Here is a 21,581-nt window from a genome sequence, read left to right on the forward strand (position 1 = left end):
TCAATGCGCCAAATGCAGAATTCGTTCGGTACAACCCATCGACTCGCTGAACAGCCGCGAAAATAGCCCGGGCCAGAAACACATAGAACCAGAAAGCACTACGAGCCCGAGAATGCTTTTGAGCGATGGCCCCATGAGCATCAAGGGCAACTGAGGAGACGCCTTGCTGAGCATCCCCAGTGCAAAGTCCGCGACCATGGTCGAGGCCAGCACCGGCGCAGCGATCTGAAGTCCAAGCTGCAAAATGCTCGCGCCCTCGTGCAGCACGCTAAAGACAAGCTCTCCATTCACCGGGTTCGAACCCGGTGGTAGGTAATTGAAGCTCTGAACGATCGTGCGAAGTATCCAGTGATGTACGCCAAGGCGGATGAAAATCAGCAGCGCTATCGTCTGGTGAAACACCGACATCACCGTAGTCTCGATTTGGCTGGTCGGGTCCATGATGTTCACCAGCGAGTACCCCATCTGCACGCTCAGGATCTGTCCTGCAAACATTGCCGCTTCAAATATCATGTTCGACGTCAGGCCGACAGCCAGGCCGATGATCATCTCGCTGCACACAACCCAAGGTGACAAAGGAGCATTGGCCAGCGACGGAGACAGCAAGGGGAACAACAGTGCCGTCAGCAGCAACACCAAGCACGCCTTGATTCGAGGTGGAATTGCAGCATGCCCATAGAACGGCGCGAATATCACGAGGCCCGACACGCGTAACGCGATCGGGATGGCCGTGTTCAGGATAGGTTGCAGTTCAATCGTCATTTCACTCACCGAACGTACTGGCTGAAATCCGAAAGCAAGTGGGTTGTGTAATCACCCAAATGGCGAATCATCCATGGCAGCAATGCGAATACGACAGCAGCGCTTGCCAACAATCGAGGCACTGTAGAGATAGTTGATTCCTGAATAGAAGTGAGAACCTGAATGATGTTCACAATCAAGCTCACAAGTATCGCCACACCCAGAACGGGAGCGATCACTAGGACCACTTCTTTGAGCACCGATCGTCCGAGCAACACCACCATGTCCGGCGTCATATTCAAAAGCTCCTGAGCAGAGAACCAATGAGTAAGTGCCATCCATCGACCATTACGAAAATGATCAGCTTCAGTGGTGTGGACACTACCACCGGAGGTAGTTGCATCATTCCGATCGAGGTGGTGATGGACGCAACCACCATGTCGATCACAAGAAACGGAAGAAAGAGAACCGCACCAATCTGGAATCCAGCCGCGAGCTCAGACGTGATGTATGAAGGGATCACGACTCTCAACGAGAGGTCGGATGGATTTTGTGGCCGAGGCTCCTTCGCTATGTCGACAAACATTGCGACATCTTTCTCACGGGTATAGCGCAACATGAAATTTCGAATTGCAGGTGTAGCTCGCTTCAGAGCCTCGGTAGCGTCGATCTGGTTTTCCTGCAGCGGCCGAACCGCATCGTTGAAAATTGTTTGACCTACAGGCTGCATGATGAAGACCGTGAGGATCATCGCAAGACCAATTAGCGTCTGATTCGACGGAGTAGTCTGAACCCCAAGTGCCTGGCGCAGGAAATGGAAGACGATCAGCAGCCTTAGCAGCGGCGTCATGCACATCAGAATCGCCGGCAAGAAGGAGAGGAATGTCAGCAGAATGACGATGGACCACGAACTAGTCGCTCCGGTCCCAATCCCCGTAATCCTGATGCCGCCAGCATCTGCAGTTGGCGACTGCTCAGGAATGAGCGGTGCCGCTTGCAAGCTGCCGGCGAGCAATACGAGCAGGATTATGAGAAAGCTAATGCGTCTTCTCACTGCTGCTCCATCTCCGATGTAAGGTCTTCGGGTAGAAATGATTTGAATTCGTCGCCTGACGGGGCAAGTGTCGCGAGGAGATTGATGGAACTGCTCGTCGCTCCGATCAGGAATCGCTGGCCATCGGCCTGAATAAGAGCGACGAATCTCTTATCTCCGAGCTGGGCTGTCTCACAAACGCGCAACTTGCGCGCCTGCTGCCGGACCCGATTGCGTTCCTGCATTCGACTCCATGCATCTGTAACGGCGGCCAATGCTCTCGTCACGAACGATGCGACATTGAAGCGGGCTCCGGGGCGGAGACCATCATTCGTCTGGGATTGAGGCGCTGAAGCGTCCATGGGATTCGCTTCGAATTCATCGATCGCACGAAGATTTCTCGATGAATCTATCTCTCTTTGCAGCTTGCGCTTGTTTCTCGCGCTCAAACTCATGCCAACTCCGTAATGCGCACGGCCAACGTATTTCCAACCACTTCGAACTCAGTCCAGCCAACCAAGGTCCCGTTCACGCGAAGTGGAACATCGCTGGTCGCCTTGGCTGCGGTTTCCAAAACTGTCCCTCGCCGCAGGGCGAGCAAGTCTCGGATCGTAAAGTTCACGACGCGCAGTTCGAGAGAAATGGTGCACTTCAACCACGGAAACATTTCCGTCGGTTCTTTTGCCGGTGCTAACGCGCGATGATCGGCGCGATCATCTGCAGGCAACTGAGCGGACTGTGAACTTGTACTCATAGCGCGCACTATCGAGCTACTCCGCTTGAGGGAGATGCAATCGATGTGCCGAACACGAACAGATTTCAGAGAGTGACAGATTGTCTGTAAGTGATTGAGGAACGTAGAGGTTCTTGAAAGTCGTGCTTTCCATCAGAGCTCAGGGCTGAGTAGATGGTTAGAATCGATGATCTAGAGAGACTCGCCAGCTCCGGGAAATGAGAATGGAACTGGCGGAGTCCTCATAGAGTGTTAACAGATCTCAGCGAATCTATCGCTGGATGTTGATGGTGTCTTGCGTGATGGTGTCGAATGCGGTGATTACCTTAGCATTCGCTTCGAAGCCGCGCTGATTGGTGATCATCTTCGAAAACTCCGTCGCAAGATCCACATTCGATTGCTCAAGCGAACCACTTGTCAGCGTACCCAGGCCACCCGTCCCCGGCACGCCAATCACAGCCGATCCCGAACTCGACGACGTCTGGAACGAGTTCGCTCCCACGCGGGTCAACCCGTTGGTGTTTCCAAATTGCGCCAGCGCCAACTGACCGATTGCCAAGGACTGTCCGTTGGAGTACGAACCTTCGATAATGCCATCAGGCGTAATCGAGAAACTGTTCAGCGTTCCGCTCGCATAACCATTCTGTGACTGCGCTGAAGTCGAATTCGCCGCCGCCGTCTGCTTGAGAAGTGAATTTGACATTGAATCAAGCACGGTCCAGCTTAGCGTCATGTCGGCGGCTCCATCCCTCAAGCTCTTGAGGGCGATGCCCGAGATGCTTGCATTTCCACTACCGACAGCGGCACCGTTCACCGTCGACAAATTTCCACTCGAATCAAAGCTCAAAGTGCCGGTACCAATTGTGAGCGGAGCCGTAGAAGACGAAGATACGGGGTTCCCAGTTACGGGATCAACGGACAAGTCAGTGCTCGGAGCGGTGGCAGTATAGCTCCATGCATTCGACCCAGTCTTCGTGAACTGGAAGTTCAACGTATGACCGGCACCGAGTGAATCATAAACAGTCAGAGGGCTGGAGTACGTAGAACCAACTGCGGCCTCAGCGTTGAGATTCATCGTCATCTGCAGAGTGGTGGTCGCAGTTGCAGGAACCACGGACCCAGTACCCACTTGCAAGGCACCAAGGCTGGTTGCACTGACAACTCCGTTCGACGCGCCATACCCCATTACCTGCTGGCCCTCTTGCGTCGTCAAGAATCCGTCTGAGTCGACCATCAGATTTCCGGCGCGAGTGTACTCGTAGTGCCCGTCCTGCTTCGTAATCAGGAAGCCGTTGCCATTGATGGCCAGATCGGTTGGAACTCCAGTGCTCGTAACGTTCCCGCCGGTGAAGTTCGCCGCAATTGCGCCCACAGCGCTGCCAGCACCCACCTGGAGCGATTCTCCTGCACCATTGGTGCCGATCGACTGATAGAAGAGATCACGGAAGTTTACCGTCTGATCCTTGTATCCAACCGTGTTCATGTTGGCCAAATTGTTGGCGACCACAGAGAGAGCCGTTTGGGCGGCGTTCAGACCTGACAGAGGAATCGAGAAAGATGGCATTAGTTATCTCCAGCCGTAGAGGAAGTCGCAGAATCGTTAGTGGCAGATCCGGTGTTTGTGCCCGCCATTGTTTTTAGCGTGGTATTGATGCTCATGAGTTGCTGAAGCTGGTTCAGGCTCACCATTTGACCCACCATTTGCGTCGTATCCATTGGGGAGGTGGGATCTTGCGACTTCAACTCCGTCAACAACAGAGTCATAAACGTGCTGTCAACAGTCGGCGAAGTCGAAGCACTGGATGACCCCGCATTGGACGTGGACGAAGACTGCGTTGCGTTCGTCGTCGCCTGCGCCTTTGGAAATACCGAGTTTACGTACATACAATCTCCTGATCTGCGATCGAAATTTGCAACTGGCTAGACGTGCATGTCCAGCCCTTGAGACTTGCTAGTAGATGGCTCGTAAATGTATTCGGCAGTCGCGGTCGTGGGAACAACGTCCTCATTGCGATATTCGGACGAGTCTTGCGCCAATCCTCGGTGGCTTTGTTGCTGCGGCTGCTGATGCCCCGAATGTGAGTTGTTCAACCCTGTATTCACCAACTCTATATCGGCGTTGATGCGATGGTCGCTCGACAACTGCTGCTGCAATTCGTGCAAACTGCCTGTCATCACCTTCTGAATGTCTTCGTGCTCAACGTAAATCTTCGCGGAAAGATGATTCTGATTCATGGAAGTGAGCACGTCGATCTTGCCGAACTCACCAGCCTGGATGCCAACTTTAAGCTCCGACTGTGACAGGTGTTGCACTAGATCCGCAGTTTGTACCGATCCCAATGGAGAGGTTGAGGGCTCCGACATTCGAGGATCCAACTCTCCAGCACCTTTGAGGGATTCGGAAGCGTTAACCTTAGCGGCAGCATCTCCCTTCGCGCCTTCCCCGCTAGGTTGTGGCACGCTGAAGGTCGTCGTTGCATCGGTCCGCTGCTGCGCGTTTTGTTGGTGAGCGTCGGTAGACTGTCCAATGTTCTGGGTGGGCTTAACTGAGGCGTCCAGTTGAACCTGCTTGCGTTCGCTCAGACCGCTGTCGCTGCCATTCTTCGCCTTCGGCTCGCTCCCCTTCTTGCCCAATGATGAGACCGTCTTCGACGGACTCGATTTTTGTGCTCCAGCTCGACCAAGCATTACGTTTGAGAACTGGTCCTCTATCGCCCGCACGTCACCATGAGCCAAATCACCATTCGTTGTGTTTGCGCTCGCACTCAATTCGACCGAGGTGTTCGCCGTCATTTGAGCAGACCGCGGCTGATCATCTGTTTGCTGCAACTGGGCCATGGCAGCAGATCCGTCGTCTGACATCATCCCCTGCGCAATCCTGCCTTGCGATTGGGCCACCAAATCATTAAGAACCGGTGAGTGAACCTGAGGCACCGCTGCAGTCACATCCGCTTTGATTAGAGAATCATGCTCGTCGGAATGAAGTCTCTTCTCAGGAACTAGAGCAGTCGCAGTCTGGATCTGCTGGCTCTCATCTGAGATGTCTGCTGCGAGTTCCCGACCGGGAGCAGAGCTCTGCTGCAAGCCGATTGCGGTGGCGCCCTGCATTAGCCACGCGTCTCCAACATGTGCTGCGCTCAACGGAATAGCACTGTCCGGAGCAGAGGCCAGACCAGAGTCACTAGACAAAGCTAATGATCCCTCTTCGGACTCGATGGCAGTTGGACTACTGGAAGACGATACTTGAAGACAAGCCATGCTGCTCGGCTGCGATGGGGGAGTGCTCATTTGCAAAAGTGACGCAAGCACGGACAGATCTGTCGTCCGTTGCATGACGGCCGAAACATCTTTGTCCGACTTCTCGCCGCTACGCTTCGGAGCGACAATATCAGAATCGCCCAGCTTGCCGACGCCTTGCTTACCTCCGGCATCCGCGGTCGAATTAGCTTCCGCATCCATGTCAAGGAACTCAACCAGCCCTCGAAATCCAGCGTGTGCCTGATGGCTCTGCACACTCTTCGGGGTGGACTCAACTGGCGCGTTTTTGAGGGTTAGCTTCACGTCTACTCACTCTGCATGCACATTGCCAATTAGCTTGTTCTGTATCGCAGCCGAATCAGTTTTGTATTTCGTTTATAACCTGATTCTTACGCCGCTCCCTGCCGATAGAATCGAACCCATTGCCGACGACCGAACCGAGCTAGGCACCATATGCCCACATTTGCTAGGCAAACGATGCCTACTGTTCTCTATGCCTGCGTGACAAGAACATTTCGTTAAGGCTCTGTTGCTCTCGCCGCTCGTATTCCAGGTAATACGCTTCTTCTTGCTGATCTTTGAGTTCTGCAACAATTTCGTGTCGCTGTCGAGCGTGAAGGAACCTCTTCATTTGGTTATCGTAGTTATTCTTTGCCGCGACAATCTTTTGACTCAGTTCAATCTCACACAACTCCATCTGCTTGAGCGTTGCTTCAAGAGCTTGTATTTCGTGAGCTATGGCCCCACGCTCCAAGATGTTGCACCGCTCGCGCGCGAGCATCTGAAACCCGGCGCGCAATTCAGCAAGTTGCTTTTCCAACTTACTCAGAACTTCACGGTGCTGCTCAAGGATTCGCTCCTCTCGCTTCTCAAGTTCTTTGCGATATCGCAGCACGGCAGAGAGTGAAAAGTTGAATGACATGTTATGACGGAAGCTCCATAAGCCTGTGAGCGTTCTCTTCGAGACGAGCGACTTCCTTTGATCCTTGTTGCAGGAACTCCCGAACCTTGGGCAAGCATGCAATTGCCTTGTCGATGACTGGGTCGCTGCCGGGCTGGTATGCTCCGATGCGAATGAGATCTTCTGAATGGGCGTAAGCGGACATAAGTAGTCGAAGCGCCTTCACCTTCTGCACGTGTTCAGCAGATGTAATTGCAGGCATAAGACGACTAAGACTGTCGAGAATCGAAATGGGTGGGTAATGATTTCTCGCCGCAAGCTCTCTATCGAGTACGATGTGGCCGTCAAGTAGTGAGCGCACCGTATCGACGACGGGATCCTGCTGATCATCTCCCTCCATCAGCACGGTGTAGAAAGCTGTGATGCTGCCCTTCGTAAACTTCCCCGCTCTTTCGACGAGTTGCGCCAGTCTGTTGAGCACAGAGGGCGTATAGCCCTTCGCCGTCGGAGGTTCGCCTGCGGCCAAACCAATTTCGCGCTGCGCCATTGCAAAGCGCGTCAGTGAATCGACGACGAGCAGCACGTTCTTACCGGCTCTGGAGAAGTACTCTGCAACCGCAGTTGCGGACATCGCCGCTCTAATACGCAGAAGTGGAGATTGGTCCGATGTGGTAACTACAACGACCGATCGCTTCAAGCCCTCTTCGCCAAGTACCTCGAGGAACTCGCCGACTTCGCGACCGCGTTCGCCGACTAGAGCCAATACAGTGAGGTCGGCCTCCGTACCCCGCGTCATCATTCCGATCAAAGTGCTCTTGCCGACGCCGCTGCCACCGAAGATGCCTACACGTTGGCCACGTCCACATGTCAGGAACGAATCGACTGCGCGGATACCAACTCCAAGCGGCTCGCGGATAGTTACGCGCTCCATTGGTGAAGGAGCGTTGTTATCAACCGGCACCGCCGTAGTCGCGCGATAGTCACCGCCGTTGTCGAGCGGAGTTCCATTCGCATCAATGACGCGCCCCAGCATCTCGGGTCCCACACGCAATGACGGCCTGGTTCCCCATGTGACAATCTGATCTCCGAACCTTACGCCGCGCGGCTTCTCCAGCAGCATCGAGAGCACCGTCGATCCACGAAAGCCTACGATCTCTCCGGGCCACGAGAGGCCATCGGCTGTCCGAACCTCGCAGGTTTCTCCGATCGAGCAGAACGGCCCCGAAGATTCGATCAGATTTCCAAGCACCTGAGTCACGCGCCCTCGCCAGCGAATGGGAGAACAACGCTCAAGGTAATGACGTGCGGCGGCTAGGGGTTCGTTACTCATTTGTCGGGACGCTGTGCGAGAAGGTCGAACAGTCCGCGCTCTATTTCTTTCAACTGAGTTTCGATTCCGAAAGAGGCGTTACCCACATCTGCATCAAGGGTGCAGTCCCCAGGCTGGAGTGACGCGTCTGGAACGAATTCAACTTTGACTCGGCAGCGCCCCTGCTTTTCGAAATAGTTCTGCCACGAATCCACTTCATCAGGGCGCACGTGAATGGAAACCTGGCTACCCTGTTTGAAGTTTTCTAGTGCGACTCTTACGAGCGCGGCGACCAGCAAGGGATCCACTTGTGCTTCACGATGCAGAATCTTGCGAGCGATATTGAGTGCAAGGTGAACTACTTCATCCTCGACCTTCGAGTAGTATTCCGCGCTATTCTGCTGAAAGCTATCAACAGCAGCCTTGATGCGAGCACGCTCTTTCCCGATCGCGATTGCATGCTGCTCAGCCAGACGCTTTTCGGCATCGACTCGACCAGTTTGCCAACCGCGATCATAAGCAGCAGCCAAGTCCTGCTCCGTGATAGTAGGCTTTTGCTCAACCACTTTTGGCTGACCCTGGACTGGTATCTGCGCAGCAACCTGCGGCACAGCACCGATCGCACTCAGCACATCCGGATAGCTAAAGGACCTCACAGCAGAATTTCGAGGCAAGTGATCAAAGGACGTACTCATCGTCTCCATCCGTTTTCAATACGATTCTGCCTTCGCTTTCAAGTTGACGGGCGACGGCGACAGCTTCTTGTTGTGCTTTAGCGACTTCTCGTGAACGCACTGGGCCCAACGACTCAATATCTTCTTTCAACATCTGTACAGCACGGGATGACATGGTGCGGAAGATATGGTCGCGAAGCTCATCGGTAGAACCCTTGAGAGCGAGAGCCAAAGTCTTCTTGTCGATACTCGACACAATTTCGCGAATTGCGACTTCTGATACGTTCAGAAGGTCCTCGAACGTGAACATCAGGTTTCGGATATTCACGGCTAGTTTCGGTTCGCTTGTCTCTATCGATTCGAGGATCGATCTCGCAGCAGACCCATCGAGTCTGTTCATAAGATCAGCCACGCTCTTAAATCCAGCGTAGGTTCTCCGGCTCTGCTCACCCAGCGACTGCAGCTTTCGGTTCAAGACAACTGAAACCTTTTCAGCCATTTCCGGCGAGAACTGACGCAGTTGCGCGAGACGCTTTACAGCTTCACTGCGTAGCTGCTCTGGCAGCTTCATCAATAGAGTCGAAGCTTGCTTCGACTCCATATGCCCCAGAATGAGCGCGACTGTTTGCGGGTGCTCTCCCTCCAGGAACTTCGCTAGTTGCTGAGGATCAGCTTTCTGCAGAGAGGCCAACTTACTGGCTGCCTCCATCTGCGTGTTCGAGAGTTCGTCAAGTAGTTCGCGCGCCCTATCCTCTCCGTACGCATTTACCAGAAGGCGCAGCGCGTACTCGTGTCCTCCTTGGCCAATGCACTCCTGCACCTTCGAGAGTTGGATGTACTCCTCGACTACCTTTTCCGCAGACTCAACAGGAACATTGTTCAGGGTCGACAGTTCAGCAGTGATCGCCTGTACAGATCTCTCCGAGAGGTTGCGATACACGGCCGCCGCTGCTTCCTCTCCGAGAAGTACCATCAACACTGCAGCTCTGCGAGTACCGGTGAGTGTAGGCGTAGCTTCAGCTTTCATCCGGCATCCTCATTGATCCACGCCTGAATCAATCGGCTCGTGGCAAGTGGGTCACGCTTGACTCGTTCAATTAGTTCTTTCCTGACATTCTTCGCCGACTCTCCCAGCAGAGTTTCCTCGCTCGCTTTCGCTGGTGCGGGTTGTCCGTTCGCGTCGGTCTTGCCTTCGGCCGGAAGTGCAACGCTGCGGAATGCAGCTAGTGCTTCGCGCTTCACCGGCCTTAGCACGAAGAAGTAGACGATGCCGAACAACATCAGAATGGCAGCGCACCGCACGAGCATCGACCAGTCATTCAAAACGGTGCGAACGCGCTGTGCCTTGCTTATAGGAGGAACATCGTTAGGAATCTGCTCGAAGGAGATGTTCTGAATCGCGAGTTTGTCCCCTCTGTTCGAATCAATCCCTAAAGAGTTCTGAGCGAGCGTTTCTAGCTGTGCAAGTTCCTCAGGTGTCCACTTGCGACGTTTGCCAGGACGGCCAGGAGTTGAAGGCTCGGCGAAATCATCGACCGCCACGGCAGCAGTGATGCGGCGAATCCTGCCTGCTGGCTGCGAGATATGACGAACTACACGGTTGATTGCAAACGCCTGATTCTCCGTCTTCGACACGTGGACGTCGGAGCTAGGAGGAGCTGATTGCGCGGTCGTGGCATTTTTTGCATTGGGTATATTGCTGGACGTCCCCGGAATCCCTGTATTGATGGCAGAACCGCCGATCTGTTCCTCAGACGTTTGCTTGCTGACTGCTACTTGCGATTCCGGATCGTACGATTCCTGGTTTTCGTCCACCGTGCTCGGGTCGTACTCAACATCTACACTGGCGCGAACGTGGTCCGGCCCGACGATTGGCTCCAGCGTTGACATGAGCTTTGCGACCAACAAGCGCTCGGCATTCGCATCCGCGATCCATCCGTTAGACTTCGGTCCGCCAAGCGGCTTGTTCGTGTCCGCGTCAGTGACAATCACATTCTCGGGAGAGAGGCCGTCGATCGCCCCTGCCACTAATCTCGAAATGGCCGTCTGACTCTGCTCAGAGAGCTGACCGCGTTTCGTTTTAATGATGACCGATGCCTTCGCAGGTCGTTCACGGGAGATGAACACGGAGTCAGTGGGTAGAACTAGGTGAACGCGCGCGCTCTCCACGTCCCGTAACGTCTGGATGGTGCGTTCTAACTCGCCTTCCAGAGCACGTTGGTAATTTACTTTCTCATCGAACTCGGTCTGTCCCCAGCTAACTTTGTCAAAGAGTTCAAATCCAAGCCTGCCGCTGTGAGGCATTCCTTCAGCGGCCACTTCAAGTCTCGCCGCATCAAGCTTGTCGGAAGGCACGCTAAGTACCTTTCCGTCAGTGCTTATTTCAAATGGGATATTCTTCGCCGCAAGCTGCGAGCTAAGTCGTTGTGCATCCTGCTGCTCCAACCCTGTGAATAGAGGCTTGTATTCAGGTTTGTTCAGCAATTTCACAAACACTAACAGCGACGCCAGCGTAAGCACTGCGCCAGCGCCCAACATCAACCGCTGCTTCTTACTGAGCCCGGTAGCGAGACGCTTTAGCTGGTCGACAACCTGAATTTGCGTGGACATAAGGACGTCAAGAAACCTCTAAAGTCTAGAACTGCATTCTCGATACTTCTTGATAGGCATTCACGATCTTGTTGCGCACCTGCATCATCAGTTGAAAAGCTATGTCCGCTTTTTCCACGGAGATCATGACGTTGTGAATGTCCTGCCGATCGCCTTCGGCAAGTTGCGTGACTTGCTGCTGCGCGGTCGAGTGCATTTGCTCGACGCCGCTTACAGCGTTCTTCAGAACAGAGCTGAAGCTCGCAGCGTCTCCGCCCTGACTGGGCGCGGTTGGCTGTGTTGGAGCCGTCGGCATCTGGGCTGCAGATGGCGTGTAGATCGCTCCGAACTGATTTGCCGAAATTGGATTCATCGCTAGTCGTCTCTACTTAAGAATGTCTATTGCGCCGGTAATGATTTGCTTAGAAGCGTTCACGGCCGCGGCATTCAACTGATATGCCCGAACCGAGTCCATGAGGTCCGCCATTTCCTGCACCGGATTGATATTCGGATACGCGACATAGCCTTCGCCGTTTGCGTCAGGGTTGCCGGGCTCGTAACGCATCACAGGCGGCGCCGGGTCTTCAACGACCTTCGTGAGTCGAACTGCCGGAGGATTGAAGTTCGCTAGTTCACCACTCGCGCCAGCCAGCATCATGCGAAACGAACTGCTTGGCGTGCTCGAGAAAACAACTTCTTTGCGCCGATATGGGCCGCCTTCTGGAGTGCGCGTCGTTTCGGCATTGGCCATGTTCGCGGCCACCACTTCTGCACGCTGTCGTTCGGCCGCGAGCGCGGAGCCACTGAGTTCAAGCATTCTGAAAAGGCTCATCTCTATTTCCCTTCGTTGATTGCGGTCATAATCCGATGGAACTCAGTCCGAATCAGCTGCACGCCAATGCGAAACTGCAGTTGAGTCTCAGAAAGCGCCGTACCCTCGCGCTCTAGGTTGACGTTGTTTCCGTCCGGACGCTCGATCAGACCAGGAACAGACTGGGCGACCGGAGATCCTGAAACTTGCGTTCCGTTCAGTACTCGATCCAACTCAGCACGAAAATCTATGTCTTGCGTGTGGTATCCAGGCGTGTCGATGTTCGCCATGTTATTGACCACAAGCTGGTGGCGCGAGTTCGTCACATTCAGGTACGACTCGACAGTCTTTAACATTGAAGGTAGTTCGCTCATCGGACGGCAAAGCTCCTCGGTGGAAGTCCATACTCCCGAATTCTGTTACGAATGGTTCGGAGGCTGACGCCAAGCAGTTCCGCGGTACGAGTCCGGTTTCCCTGCGTTGCTTCCAACGTCTTCTCCAGTAACGCACGTTCAATCTCGCGCAACGACTTTCCGACACCCGCATCTTGCGTGGGGAGCGCACGTGGCGCGATATGAAGAAACTCTGGCGTAAGCCAGCGGGCGTCGACTACTGCTGACTCATTCAATGCCATGATTCGGCGCACGAAGTTCTCGAGCTCGCGAATATTGCCGGGCCAGTCATGCTTGAATAGTCCCGAGATGAATTCAGCACTGAACTGCGGTATTCCGCGACCAGGCATAGCATGCTTTTGTGCGAAGTGATGAACGAGCATCAAGATGTCTTCCCGGCGGTCGCGCAGCGGCGGCAAGCAGATCGGGATCACATTGAGTCTGTAGTAGAGATCCGCGCGGAACGCTCCCTCTCCGACCATTTTCACCAGCGACACATTCGTGGTGGCAATCACGCGAATATCCACCTGCACCGGCCGCGAATTTCCGAGCGGATCGATTTGCCGCTCTTGTAGAGCACGCAGAAGCTTAGGCTGCAACTCAATTGGCATCTCGCCAATTTCATCAAGCAGCAGAGTGCCACCATGGGCTGCCGCGAACTTTCCCGTTCGACTCTGCACTGCTCCGGTAAAGGCTCCTCGGGTGTAACCAAACAACTCGCTCTCAAGCAGGTGCTCCGGCAGTGCTGAGCAATTAATTGCGACGAACGGACGCCCTTTGCGGTCGCTGACATCGTGGATGTAACGCGCGAGTAGTTCTTTCCCAGTCCCGCTCTCGGCTTCAATCAGGACATCGGCATTCGCCCTTGCGGCCTGTCGGGCTTTCTCCAGACAACGCTTCAGAGCAGATGAGTTTCCGACGATTCCTTCTACACCTGCGCTAACATCTTCGGGTGTGACACGGGCCGGAGTCGTTGCTTTTGCGAGGTGTTCGCGTAGGACTGCGTACGCAACTGGTTTCGTGAAATAGTGACAAGCGCCTTCCTGCATTGCGCTCACCGCTTCGGGTACACTCCCGTATGCAGTCAACACAATGACAATCGTCGATGGCGACGTCCTCCGCACGTGGGTCATCAACTGAATGCCATCCCCATCCGGCATGCGGACGTCGGTGATAAGCGCGGCGTACTCCTTCGTGGCGATTCTGCGCGTTGCTTCCTGAACGCCCGATGCCGCGTCGACCTGCCACCCATCCCTTTCGAGATTTGCTGCAAGCCCTGCCCGCATTCCTGGCTCATCATCGACGACCAGAATCGATTTTGATTTCTCTGACGTCATGCGGTTGGTATCTCCACGAAAACGGTTGTCCCCTGAGTGCTTGTCTGCGCCACTTCGATTACTCCGTTATGGGCTTCCATGATCCGCCTGCAGACTGCTAAGCCCAATCCCGACGACCTTCCATCTGCGCTGAATCCGGCTTCGAAAATATTTGGAAGGTGCTCAGGAGCAATGCCCGATCCATTGTCAGCCACTTCGACGCGCACCATTTCGCCTACGAGCCGGCTTGTGATCGCGATCTGACCTCCGTGCAAGTAACGGATCGAGTTGCTGCAGAGGTTCAGAAATACTTGCTTCAGCGCCTGAGCATTCCCTTCAACGCAAACATCGCCCGCATAATCCGCAAGCTGGACAGAGACGCCATTACTTTGAGCGACTGGACGAACAAACTCTACGCACTCCCTCAGAACAGGCAACAGAGGAATTCGCGCCAACTGAATGGATCCAGCGGAGTAGAACTGCAAAACCGTATTCACGATCGTCGAGAGCGTTCTCACGCCAGATGTCAGTTGCTCCATCCACGCCACGGCCTCAGGACTGAGTGATTCTTCTGAACGAAGGAGTGACAGAAACAGCTCCATCGATCCCAACGGATTTCTAATCTCATGGGCTAATACAGAGGAAATCTCACCGAGCGCTAATGAGGTACGAGCAACCTCACGCTGACGTGCAAGCTCTTTCACGACGCTGATGTCTCGCACAATGACGAGGTAATTCGGGATCTGCGAATCACGTGCCGATAGCTTTACCTGAATTGCCTTGATGGATAGCCAGCGAGCAGTTTCCGCACTGATCAAGACCTCTTCTTCAGCCGCATCCTGATTCGCCCTGGCGCGACGAACAATTCGAGTGACCGAGCCTTGAACGCGATCTCCCGACGCGACGGAGAGCCCTAGCAGTCGCTTCGCTTCCGGGTTCGCCACTGAGACGACTACGGCGTCAGAGTCCAGCAGGGCAACTCCGCAAGGAAGAGCGCAGAGGATCTTATCGAGGACTTGCCGTGTGCATTCCGTCTCCTGCAGGCTGAGCAGCAACTCCTGATTCCGGAACTCCAACTCACGACGCAGCCTCAGCACCTCTTGGCGCAATTGCTCGTGAGAAGACTCGAGCCGGTTTGCTGAATCGATGAATGCATCGAAGCTCGCGACCAAGCCTTCAGGGGTGCTTGGCCCGGCGTGCATTGGATCGAGATGAGAAGTGGGCAACATCTGCCTACTCACATTGCACGATCGATTCCAAACATCCGTTGCAAAAAGAAATCGCGGCTAGACGCCGCGACTTCTCGAATCCAATGCAGCTTAGTACAAGATATGTTCTGCTTTGATTGTCGTACCTGCGCCAACTAGGATGCTCGCTCGCTCTATCACGTTCCTTAGTTCACGAACGTTTCCAGGCCAAGTGTGATTCGCCAAGACTTCAAGTGCCGTATCTGTGAGTTCAATTGCACGCGGTGAGAATCTACTGAGGAAACTTGCCGCCAACGCGGGTACGTCTGACAACCGATCACGCAGGCTTGGCAACTCCACGGGGAAGACCGCGAGCCGATAGAAGAGATCTTCGCGAAACATCTTCTGCTTCACAAGTTCACGAAGGTTCGCGTTGGTTGCCGCGATCACCCGCACATCGACTTGGAAGTTTTCGGTACTGCCAAGCCGCTGAACTTCACCCTGCTCGAGGAAGCGCAGCATCTTGGACTGCAACGCAACAGGCATGTCGCCGATTTCATCGAGGAACAACGTACCCTTGTGTGCCGCGTGTATGCGGCCCACCCGGGACTGCAGAGCTCCGGTGAAAGCACCTTTCACGTATCCGAATAATTCAGCTTCGAGCAATGGCTCAGGAATCGCAGCGCAGTTGATAACGACGAAAGGATTCGCATGTCTCGTGCTCAGGGTGTGAACCGCCTGAGCAAAGAGGTCTTTACCTGTTCCGCTTTCGCCCGTAATTAGCACGGTCGTGTCTCTGGGAGCTACCGCGCGGATCAGAGAGTAGACCTTCTGCATCGCTAGAGAATCGCCGATGAGCCCAGGGAGACTTCGATCGGAGTTGCTGTACTCCGGAAGATCAGGAACTGCCGTAACCTGACGCAGTGGGCCATGATGTCCGATCAGTTCCACGACTTTGATCTCCAGCGGCGCGGTCGGAGACGCGAGTGGCTGCCCCGTCCGCGGATTCACAGCGATCACCTGCAAATGAGGATGCAATGAATCCAGCAACTCACGGAAATCTCCAACAGCAATATCTGGCAGGAACGGCTCGTAAATGAGCACATCAAAATCGCTACATGCGAGCTTTCCTAGTCCGTCGGTACCGCTTACAGCATCCTCTATAGCCCATTTCGTGGGATTAAGTCTTGCCCTGAGATTGGAGCGAAAGTCCGCATCGCTACTCACGATGAGCACACGAGGATTTTCGGATTCATCCCCGGATTTGGTAGAGAATTGCTGAGGTCGCAAGGGAGAAGTACCCATACAGCTATGCCTTTATAGAAAACTTATTATTCGTGTAACAGAAGCAGCTTTGGAAACGCAATCCGAAGCGATGAGAAATCCTCAGAGTGAACAAACTCCCCCGCAAACGCATTCATGTACGAGCGCAGCGCCGCTAAACCAGATGAAATCTCTTCTGCGCTGCCTCGCTTCACATCTGCTAGAACTTCAATACTCGCTGCCTGCTCAGATTCTCTCACACGCAAGTTCATCGACCGGGGCGAAATACTACGTAGTAGACAAACTAAGTAGCTACACAGGCGAACAACAAAGCCCTTCGGTGCGGTGACGATAGCGTCCGATTCTTCAGACACTTCGACCTTAATACCCTCGTATTGAAAGAGCTCTTTATGCTCTTCCAGCACATGAGTGATCGCTTCCCTTACAGAAATTGACTCACTTTGTATTGAGCCTCGAAATGGACGAACGATCTCGCGTATCAGATCCAGCCGGTTAACGGCAGCACTCAAAGATTCAAGCGCCTCAGAAACCCGCTTCTGTGATTCCTGTACATCAGCGGGATTCAGGGCCGCAAGTTCCAGGTTCCACTGCACCAACGTCAATGGCTGGGCAAATGCGTGCAGCTCCGACGCAATCGCGTCTGCTAATTGGGCCGATGTCCGAGTCATGCTATTCATCACTCATTACGTAGCCGATGCCGCGCACGGTCCGAATCAGCTTGAGGTCGAAGCCTGCATCCACTTTGTCTCTGACGTACTTTACATAGACGTCAACGAGGTTCGTCGTTACCTCGAATGACTGATTCCATACACGTTCTACCAGCTCCGCACGCGTGATGGGACGACGCGCATTGCGTACGAGATATTCAAGCAGGCTGAACTCCTTCGATGTGAGTTCGATCTTTTTGCCCCCACGCTCAACCCGATACTTCTTTCGGTCGAGGGTCAAATCCGCGATGGTGGAGACCGATTCGCTGGCCGCGGAGTTGCGTCGTAGCAATGCACGAACACGTGCAGAAAACTCGGGCAACGAAAAAGGTTTGTTCAAGCAGTCGTCGGCGCCGCAATCCAGTGAGAGAACCCTGTCTTCGACTTTGTTCCTGCCTGTGAGCACAAGGATGGGCATATCAGGTTTGGACGGCCTGATCTCTCTCAGAATGTCGAGACCATCGACATCTGGAAGATTAAGATCCAGGATCACCAAGTCGAATATGGACTCGGTCAAGGCGCGCTTGGCAGATTGGCCATCTGCGGCCAGATTAACCGAGTACTGCTCTGATACCAGTCGCTTTCCTATAAACGAAGCGAGAGGAAAGTCGTCTTCAACGACAAGTACTTGCGGAGGTTTCGAGAAGAGTCGGTCAGTACGTACAGAAACAGCCATTATGCATCCATCCTGAGAGTTCGAACTGGGTCTGGCGGCGATGGTCACCTTCGCTCGAAAGTGAGTTGCTGCATTATGGATAAACTATTATCGGAGATTAGAAAATACGTAGAATCACGCACTCTGAAGCTAAGAAGGCACGCCGCATCTCTCCTTCGGACATGTCCCTTCGCGCACTGGTAACCAGTTCTTCATCACACATCCACAATTCACACAAGTACTCATTAAAGTGGGATTGACGATACCCACGTCGCAGCCTCAACGTAAGCTTTGCTCAGGTCCTGCTCATTCAGCGACAATGCAGCAACATACTCCTCGCACCTGCTCCATTCACATCTCTCATAACCGACGACGAGATCCAACAGCCGACGCAGAGGGCCAGACTTTCCCGCGAGAGCCGCGCTAACTTTTACCGGCAGTTCGATGCGATTCGTAATTTTTGTCGCTTCGATTCCGAGAATTGCAGCCATCAAAGAGAACAGACCTAGGAGAAATCCCTCGTATTCCGTGCAGTGCGCGCGCACAGCCAGTAGTTCGCTGAACTTTGCCCTCAGCAACGCACAGCGGAGCAATTCACGAGGCTTTCCATCCGCGGAAGCAACCGTCCCGGTCAGCAACACCCAGCGACGCGCGCCACGCTCGCCTATTAACGACAACGCATGCCGAATGGACTGCACACTAGAGTGCAGACAAAACTCTGCAGAGTTTATGAATCGCAGCAAACGGTAGCAGAGCGCCGCGTCCTCTTTGATGATTCGCTCAAGTTCGTCGAACTTGAGTTCTTCATTCACCGTAGCCTGTAAGAGTCGGAGGCTATTAATGCGCGACGGACTCATCTCCCTGGTTTCCATGATCTGAGGTACACAGAAGTAGTATCCCTGGAACCATTTAAACCCTAACTCTCTCGCTCTGTCGTACTCCTCGCGGGTCTCCACCTTCTCGGCGAGTAGAATCGTGCTTGGCGATATACGAGCTTTGATCTCGGCTAGATTCTCCTCTGATGCGGCCTCGATATTTATCTTCACAACATCAATCAGAGGAAGAAATGCAGCGGTCTCTTCTTTGAACACATAATCATCAAGCGCCAACGAATACCCGCGAAGCTTTAGCCGCTCACAAGCCTTCAGTATTTCGGGCTCCGCCGGCACCGACTCCAGAATCTCGAGGACCGCTCTTCGAGGTGGAATAATGCTGATGAAATCGCTTGTAAGAACGCTGGCAGTACAGTTGATGAAGGCCTTGGCCTGACCGCACAGTGTCTCAATACCGAATAGGTACGCACTGTCAAAGACTTGAATCGAGGCTTGGCCTGCATCTGCGAATCTGGCTCTGTCGGTGTCTGCATCTCGGTACAGCAACTCATAACCGATGCAGTTTCCAGCCCCGTCCAGAATGGCTTGCCTAGCGATAAATCGGTTGGTGAAATCCATAAAAGGTTCAACGCTCTCTATCGGCACAAAAGTGCTGTGACTTCAGCAAAACTGCAGTCGAAGTTCCCGAGTTGGTTACGGACGTTCATGCCTCACCGATCATTCGGTCACAAGCGTGGAGCGCCGATGCGACAACCTGATCCATGTTGAGATACCTGTATTCCGCAAGCCTGCCTACAAACACGACATCTTTCTCCGCTGCCGCCATCGCCTTATAACGCGAGTACGCCTGGCTGCTTCCGGAGAAAGGCACTGGGTAATATGGATCGCCCTCGTCTGTGGGGTACTCACGAACGATCGACGTTCCTGAGTGCGTTTGTCCCGTCAGATGCTTGTACTCCGTGATCCGGGTGAACTCATGGTCGTTTGGATAATTCACGACGGCCACGCTTTGAAACTTAGGACTGTCAGCAATGTGTTCGTGCTCAAATCGAATGGATCGATATGGCAGTCGTCCACACCGGTAGCCAAAGTATTCATCTACAGGTCCCGTGAAAATCGTAAGAGCGAATTTGCTCTTGAGCTTCACTTCAAACCTCGAACCAAGTTCTGTGTCGATATTTGAATGCTCCAGCATGCGGTTAAACATCACTGTAAACCCATCACGCGGCATTGCCTGGTACACGTCGGTGAAGTATCGATCGTCACTGTTCGTACGCGTCGGAATTCTCGACACCACCTGAGGGCTTAGCTGTGCGAGATCCAACCCCCATTGTTTTCTGGTGTATCCGCGAAAGAACTTGTCGCACAGTTCGTGCCCCACCGTGGATAGCACTACATCTTCACTGCTTCGTATTTCCGGCCGAATTTCTCTGACCGCTTCAAGAAACTGAGCGACACCAACCTCGTCCAGACAGAGACCATAAAGTTGATTGATCGTCTCTCTGTTGATCGGGATCGGCAGCAACTGCTTGCCGACCTTCGTCAGGACCCGATGTTCGTATTCGCGCCATTCCGTGAAGCGAGATAGAAACTCCCACACCTTTGTCGAATTCGTGTGAAAGATGTGTGGCCCGTAACGATGGATCAGCACACCGGAACTGTCGTACTCGTCGAAACAGTTCCCCCCGACATGAGTTCTCCTGTCGATGATCGTGACGTGCCATCCAGCCTCGGCCAGTCTGCGCGCGGCCACCGCGCCTGCGAATCCGGCACCCACAATCAATGCATTCATTGCGCCGACCTCAAACTCAGCGAAAGTGTCTTATTCACGACACCTGTGCTCCACTGTCTTGCGACAGCAGCACCTCGTTGCCACTACGATCGATACCACCGGAGATTACAGGCCACCGCTGCGGAATCTGGTACTTCCACAGAAGTTCCTGAAGTTCGTTGCCCGGTGCTTTTCCTGCCGCTGCAAGCGCCTGATAATTTGGACCGCCAATTGGGCGAGTGTGCCTTACCTCGCATGCATCGATGATGGCTATCTTGCGTGGATCATCGACCCATGTAGGCCAAAGAGAATCAAGGCCCCATCCACTGAGGTTCTCGCCAAAACTGTCGGCACATCGTTCGAGACACGCGCGACTGAATACGGGCGCCATGATTTCGATGAAATTCGTGTAGCGCAGTATGAATGAAGACTCGACAAGCGTGGCCGTATAAGAGATATAGCTATCTAACGTCAGAGCTGGCTGCGCGAGTTCCAGCTTCAACTCTGCACATATTGCAAACATCCGGTTGATAGTTTTGGCATCTGCAGCGAGATCATCGTCGGGAAACCAGACGTAGTCATAGTGCGAAAGATCAACATGCAGAGCTTCAACCAAGTCATGCAACGCTGGCCATTTAGGCCCCTTGCTATCGATCCGAACCACGCCATCGGCCTTGTACAGTTCTGGATCGTCGCCAAAGTAATTCACGACGATGTCCCAGTTTCGCGCTTCCGTACCGGCCATCCACTCTGGATGGAGCGAGTTGTTTCCTGCGCGGACGATGACGAGATTCTTTGAGGTCTTCGGCAGATGCGCGCTGATCGTGAGTCGTTTCCGGCCTGATGCCGCTTGCGGGACTGTGTTCACCGCACCTACTGGAAGGCTTGCTCGCAACTGCGCAGTCAACTCGAGAATGGCACTCTTCTCTTCCGTAGTCAGCGTGGCCTGATGCCTCTCCAGCAGCGCAACTGCTTCGGCAAGTCTTCCTTGTGCCAGAAGCAAGAGCCCAAGATTCACGGCTGCTTGTCGATCCGATGCAGTCAGCTCAAGCGCTCGCCGATATCCCTGCTCCGCTTTGTCGACATCACCGCGTGCGTACTGGATCGTAGCCCAGTCATTCCAAAGATCCGCGGTAGGGCTGTTGGTGATCGCATCATCAAGCAGACCAATCGCTGCATCCAGATTGCCTTGGCTCGCCAGCAAAGCCGCGTTCTGTCCGGGATCTCCCGTTTGCTGATCTAGGTGCTCCAACATCGAGTCTCCTTCTGTGATAGCAAGCATGAATGCAATTGCCGTGCCTAATCATTTCCTAACTATATCTGCGGGCAATTCATGAATGGCAGGCCGACACCTCAAACATTAGCTGCGAATTAGGCGGGTAAATTG

At 53.8% G+C, this 21,581-nt stretch carries 24 protein-coding genes; all 24 read right to left on the reverse strand.

Features of this window, described 5'->3' with window-relative positions; genetic code table 11:
• Positions 1 to 762 (reverse strand): flagellar biosynthetic protein FliR, encoded by a 762-nt coding sequence (gene fliR / locus AC6IZD_RS11565; protein WP_497783466.1) that lies wholly within the window; start codon positions 760 to 762, stop codon positions 1 to 3.
• Between the two features lie 5 nt (positions 763 to 767).
• Positions 768 to 1,037 carry a flagellar biosynthetic protein FliQ gene (locus AC6IZD_RS11570; RefSeq protein WP_497783467.1) on the reverse strand — a complete coding sequence of 90 codons (270 nt, stop codon included), beginning with the start codon at positions 1,035 to 1,037 and terminating at the stop codon, positions 768 to 770.
• A gap of 2 nt (positions 1,038 to 1,039) precedes the next feature.
• Positions 1,040 to 1,795, reverse strand: coding sequence for a flagellar type III secretion system pore protein FliP (gene fliP, locus AC6IZD_RS11575; RefSeq protein ID WP_497783468.1), 756 nt, complete (start codon positions 1,793 to 1,795; stop codon positions 1,040 to 1,042).
• Entirely contained in the window at positions 1,792 to 2,229 is a 438-nt protein-coding gene (locus tag AC6IZD_RS11580) for a flagellar biosynthetic protein FliO (protein WP_497783469.1), read from the reverse strand. The genes fliP and AC6IZD_RS11580 overlap by 4 nt, the downstream gene beginning before the upstream one ends.
• Complete coding sequence (locus AC6IZD_RS11585; RefSeq protein WP_497783470.1) at positions 2,226 to 2,528, reverse strand: FliM/FliN family flagellar motor switch protein; 303 nt, start codon at positions 2,526 to 2,528, stop codon at positions 2,226 to 2,228. Before AC6IZD_RS11585 ends, AC6IZD_RS11580 begins: the two co-directional genes overlap by 4 nt.
• A gap of 250 nt (positions 2,529 to 2,778) precedes the next feature.
• Positions 2,779 to 4,071, reverse strand: a complete 1,293-nt coding sequence (locus AC6IZD_RS11590) for a flagellar hook protein FlgE (RefSeq protein WP_497783471.1) — start codon at positions 4,069 to 4,071, stop codon at positions 2,779 to 2,781.
• Positions 4,071 to 4,391, reverse strand: a complete 321-nt coding sequence (locus AC6IZD_RS11595; RefSeq protein WP_497783472.1) for a flagellar hook capping FlgD N-terminal domain-containing protein — start codon at positions 4,389 to 4,391, stop codon at positions 4,071 to 4,073. The genes AC6IZD_RS11590 and AC6IZD_RS11595 overlap by 1 nt, the downstream gene beginning before the upstream one ends.
• A gap of 36 nt (positions 4,392 to 4,427) precedes the next feature.
• Positions 4,428 to 6,068, reverse strand: a complete 1,641-nt coding sequence (locus AC6IZD_RS11600; RefSeq protein ID WP_497783473.1) for a hypothetical protein — start codon at positions 6,066 to 6,068, stop codon at positions 4,428 to 4,430.
• A 178-nt stretch (positions 6,069 to 6,246) separates the two neighbouring features.
• Positions 6,247 to 6,687: a flagellar FliJ family protein gene (locus AC6IZD_RS11605; protein ID WP_497783474.1), complete on the reverse strand. Its 441-nt coding sequence runs from the start codon at positions 6,685 to 6,687 to the stop codon at positions 6,247 to 6,249.
• Position 6,688: 1 nt separating this feature from the next.
• Positions 6,689 to 7,996, reverse strand: coding sequence for a FliI/YscN family ATPase (locus AC6IZD_RS11610; protein WP_497783475.1), 1,308 nt, complete (start codon positions 7,994 to 7,996; stop codon positions 6,689 to 6,691).
• Positions 7,993 to 8,670, reverse strand: coding sequence for a FliH/SctL family protein (locus tag AC6IZD_RS11615; RefSeq protein WP_497783476.1), 678 nt, complete (start codon positions 8,668 to 8,670; stop codon positions 7,993 to 7,995). Before AC6IZD_RS11615 ends, AC6IZD_RS11610 begins: the two co-directional genes overlap by 4 nt.
• Positions 8,654 to 9,676 carry a flagellar motor switch protein FliG gene (fliG, locus tag AC6IZD_RS11620; protein WP_497783477.1) on the reverse strand — a complete coding sequence of 341 codons (1,023 nt, stop codon included), beginning with the start codon at positions 9,674 to 9,676 and terminating at the stop codon, positions 8,654 to 8,656. The genes AC6IZD_RS11615 and fliG overlap by 17 nt, the downstream gene beginning before the upstream one ends.
• Complete coding sequence (gene fliF / locus AC6IZD_RS11625) at positions 9,673 to 11,259, reverse strand: flagellar basal-body MS-ring/collar protein FliF (protein WP_497783478.1); 1,587 nt, start codon at positions 11,257 to 11,259, stop codon at positions 9,673 to 9,675. The genes fliG and fliF overlap by 4 nt, the downstream gene beginning before the upstream one ends.
• 25 nt (positions 11,260 to 11,284) lie before the next feature.
• Positions 11,285 to 11,611 carry a flagellar hook-basal body complex protein FliE gene (gene fliE / locus AC6IZD_RS11630; protein WP_497783479.1) on the reverse strand — a complete coding sequence of 109 codons (327 nt, stop codon included), beginning with the start codon at positions 11,609 to 11,611 and terminating at the stop codon, positions 11,285 to 11,287.
• Positions 11,612 to 11,623: 12 nt separating this feature from the next.
• Complete coding sequence (gene flgC / locus AC6IZD_RS11635) at positions 11,624 to 12,070, reverse strand: flagellar basal body rod protein FlgC (protein WP_497783480.1); 447 nt, start codon at positions 12,068 to 12,070, stop codon at positions 11,624 to 11,626.
• 2 nt (positions 12,071 to 12,072) lie between these two features.
• On the reverse strand, positions 12,073 to 12,423 hold the full coding sequence (locus AC6IZD_RS11640) for a flagellar basal body rod protein FlgB (protein ID WP_497783481.1): 351 nt from the start codon (positions 12,421 to 12,423) through the stop codon (positions 12,073 to 12,075).
• The gene (locus tag AC6IZD_RS11645; protein WP_497783482.1) at positions 12,420 to 13,778 is read right to left on the reverse strand and encodes a sigma-54-dependent transcriptional regulator; all 1,359 of its coding nucleotides are present in this window, start codon (positions 13,776 to 13,778) and stop codon (positions 12,420 to 12,422) included. The genes AC6IZD_RS11640 and AC6IZD_RS11645 overlap by 4 nt, the downstream gene beginning before the upstream one ends.
• Positions 13,775 to 14,986: a sensor histidine kinase gene (locus tag AC6IZD_RS11650; RefSeq protein WP_497783483.1), complete on the reverse strand. Its 1,212-nt coding sequence runs from the start codon at positions 14,984 to 14,986 to the stop codon at positions 13,775 to 13,777. The genes AC6IZD_RS11645 and AC6IZD_RS11650 overlap by 4 nt, the downstream gene beginning before the upstream one ends.
• A 90-nt stretch (positions 14,987 to 15,076) precedes the next feature.
• Positions 15,077 to 16,171, reverse strand: coding sequence for a sigma-54 interaction domain-containing protein (locus AC6IZD_RS11655; RefSeq protein WP_497783484.1), 1,095 nt, complete (start codon positions 16,169 to 16,171; stop codon positions 15,077 to 15,079).
• 104 nt (positions 16,172 to 16,275) lie between these two features.
• Positions 16,276 to 16,908 (reverse strand): hypothetical protein, encoded by a 633-nt coding sequence (locus AC6IZD_RS11660; RefSeq protein WP_497783485.1) that lies wholly within the window; start codon positions 16,906 to 16,908, stop codon positions 16,276 to 16,278.
• On the reverse strand, positions 16,898 to 17,611 hold the full coding sequence (locus AC6IZD_RS11665; RefSeq protein WP_497783486.1) for a response regulator transcription factor: 714 nt from the start codon (positions 17,609 to 17,611) through the stop codon (positions 16,898 to 16,900). Before AC6IZD_RS11665 ends, AC6IZD_RS11660 begins: the two co-directional genes overlap by 11 nt.
• Before the next feature lie 224 nt (positions 17,612 to 17,835).
• A complete protein-coding gene (locus AC6IZD_RS11670) occupies positions 17,836 to 19,041 on the reverse strand; it encodes an EAL and HDOD domain-containing protein (protein WP_497783487.1) in 1,206 nt (401 codons plus the stop codon).
• 85 nt (positions 19,042 to 19,126) lie between these two features.
• On the reverse strand, positions 19,127 to 20,215 hold the full coding sequence (gene glf, locus AC6IZD_RS11675; protein WP_497783488.1) for a UDP-galactopyranose mutase: 1,089 nt from the start codon (positions 20,213 to 20,215) through the stop codon (positions 19,127 to 19,129).
• Positions 20,216 to 20,249: 34 nt separating this feature from the next.
• On the reverse strand, positions 20,250 to 21,449 hold the full coding sequence (locus AC6IZD_RS11680) for a tetratricopeptide repeat protein (RefSeq protein WP_497783489.1): 1,200 nt from the start codon (positions 21,447 to 21,449) through the stop codon (positions 20,250 to 20,252).
• Positions 21,450 to 21,581 lie beyond the last annotated feature (132 nt).

The sequence above is a fragment of the Koromonas humicola genome (genome assembly GCF_059726255.1).

What these genes read in the sequence shown, in the direction of transcription:
- fliF (WP_497783478.1), bottom strand. Translation starts at nt 11,259, where the DNA reads ATGTCCACGCAAATTCAGGTTGTCGACCAGCTAAAGCGTCTCGCTACC.
- AC6IZD_RS11605 (WP_497783474.1), bottom strand. Translation starts at nt 6,687, where the DNA reads ATGTCATTCAACTTTTCACTCTCTGCCGTGCTGCGATATCGCAAAGAA.
- glf (WP_497783488.1), bottom strand. Translation starts at nt 20,215, where the DNA reads ATGAATGCATTGATTGTGGGTGCCGGATTCGCAGGCGCGGTGGCCGCG.
- fliR (WP_497783466.1), bottom strand. Translation starts at nt 762, where the DNA reads ATGACGATTGAACTGCAACCTATCCTGAACACGGCCATCCCGATCGCG.
- AC6IZD_RS11580 (WP_497783469.1), bottom strand. Translation starts at nt 2,229, where the DNA reads ATGAGTTTGAGCGCGAGAAACAAGCGCAAGCTGCAAAGAGAGATAGAT.
- AC6IZD_RS11615 (WP_497783476.1), bottom strand. Translation starts at nt 8,670, where the DNA reads ATGAGTACGTCCTTTGATCACTTGCCTCGAAATTCTGCTGTGAGGTCC.
- AC6IZD_RS11610 (WP_497783475.1), bottom strand. Translation starts at nt 7,996, where the DNA reads ATGAGTAACGAACCCCTAGCCGCCGCACGTCATTACCTTGAGCGTTGT.
- AC6IZD_RS11595 (WP_497783472.1), bottom strand. Translation starts at nt 4,391, where the DNA reads ATGTACGTAAACTCGGTATTTCCAAAGGCGCAGGCGACGACGAACGCA.
- AC6IZD_RS11650 (WP_497783483.1), bottom strand. Translation starts at nt 14,986, where the DNA reads ATGTTGCCCACTTCTCATCTCGATCCAATGCACGCCGGGCCAAGCACC.
- fliG (WP_497783477.1), bottom strand. Translation starts at nt 9,676, where the DNA reads ATGAAAGCTGAAGCTACGCCTACACTCACCGGTACTCGCAGAGCTGCA.
- AC6IZD_RS11645 (WP_497783482.1), bottom strand. Translation starts at nt 13,778, where the DNA reads ATGACGTCAGAGAAATCAAAATCGATTCTGGTCGTCGATGATGAGCCA.
- AC6IZD_RS11585 (WP_497783470.1), bottom strand. Translation starts at nt 2,528, where the DNA reads ATGAGTACAAGTTCACAGTCCGCTCAGTTGCCTGCAGATGATCGCGCC.
- AC6IZD_RS11640 (WP_497783481.1), bottom strand. Translation starts at nt 12,423, where the DNA reads ATGAGCGAACTACCTTCAATGTTAAAGACTGTCGAGTCGTACCTGAAT.
- AC6IZD_RS11665 (WP_497783486.1), bottom strand. Translation starts at nt 17,611, where the DNA reads ATGGCTGTTTCTGTACGTACTGACCGACTCTTCTCGAAACCTCCGCAA.
- flgC (WP_497783480.1), bottom strand. Translation starts at nt 12,070, where the DNA reads ATGAGCCTTTTCAGAATGCTTGAACTCAGTGGCTCCGCGCTCGCGGCC.
- AC6IZD_RS11590 (WP_497783471.1), bottom strand. Translation starts at nt 4,071, where the DNA reads ATGCCATCTTTCTCGATTCCTCTGTCAGGTCTGAACGCCGCCCAAACG.
- fliE (WP_497783479.1), bottom strand. Translation starts at nt 11,611, where the DNA reads ATGAATCCAATTTCGGCAAATCAGTTCGGAGCGATCTACACGCCATCT.
- AC6IZD_RS11570 (WP_497783467.1), bottom strand. Translation starts at nt 1,037, where the DNA reads ATGACGCCGGACATGGTGGTGTTGCTCGGACGATCGGTGCTCAAAGAA.
- AC6IZD_RS11670 (WP_497783487.1), bottom strand. Translation starts at nt 19,041, where the DNA reads ATGGATTTCACCAACCGATTTATCGCTAGGCAAGCCATTCTGGACGGG.
- AC6IZD_RS11680 (WP_497783489.1), bottom strand. Translation starts at nt 21,449, where the DNA reads ATGTTGGAGCACCTAGATCAGCAAACGGGAGATCCCGGACAGAACGCG.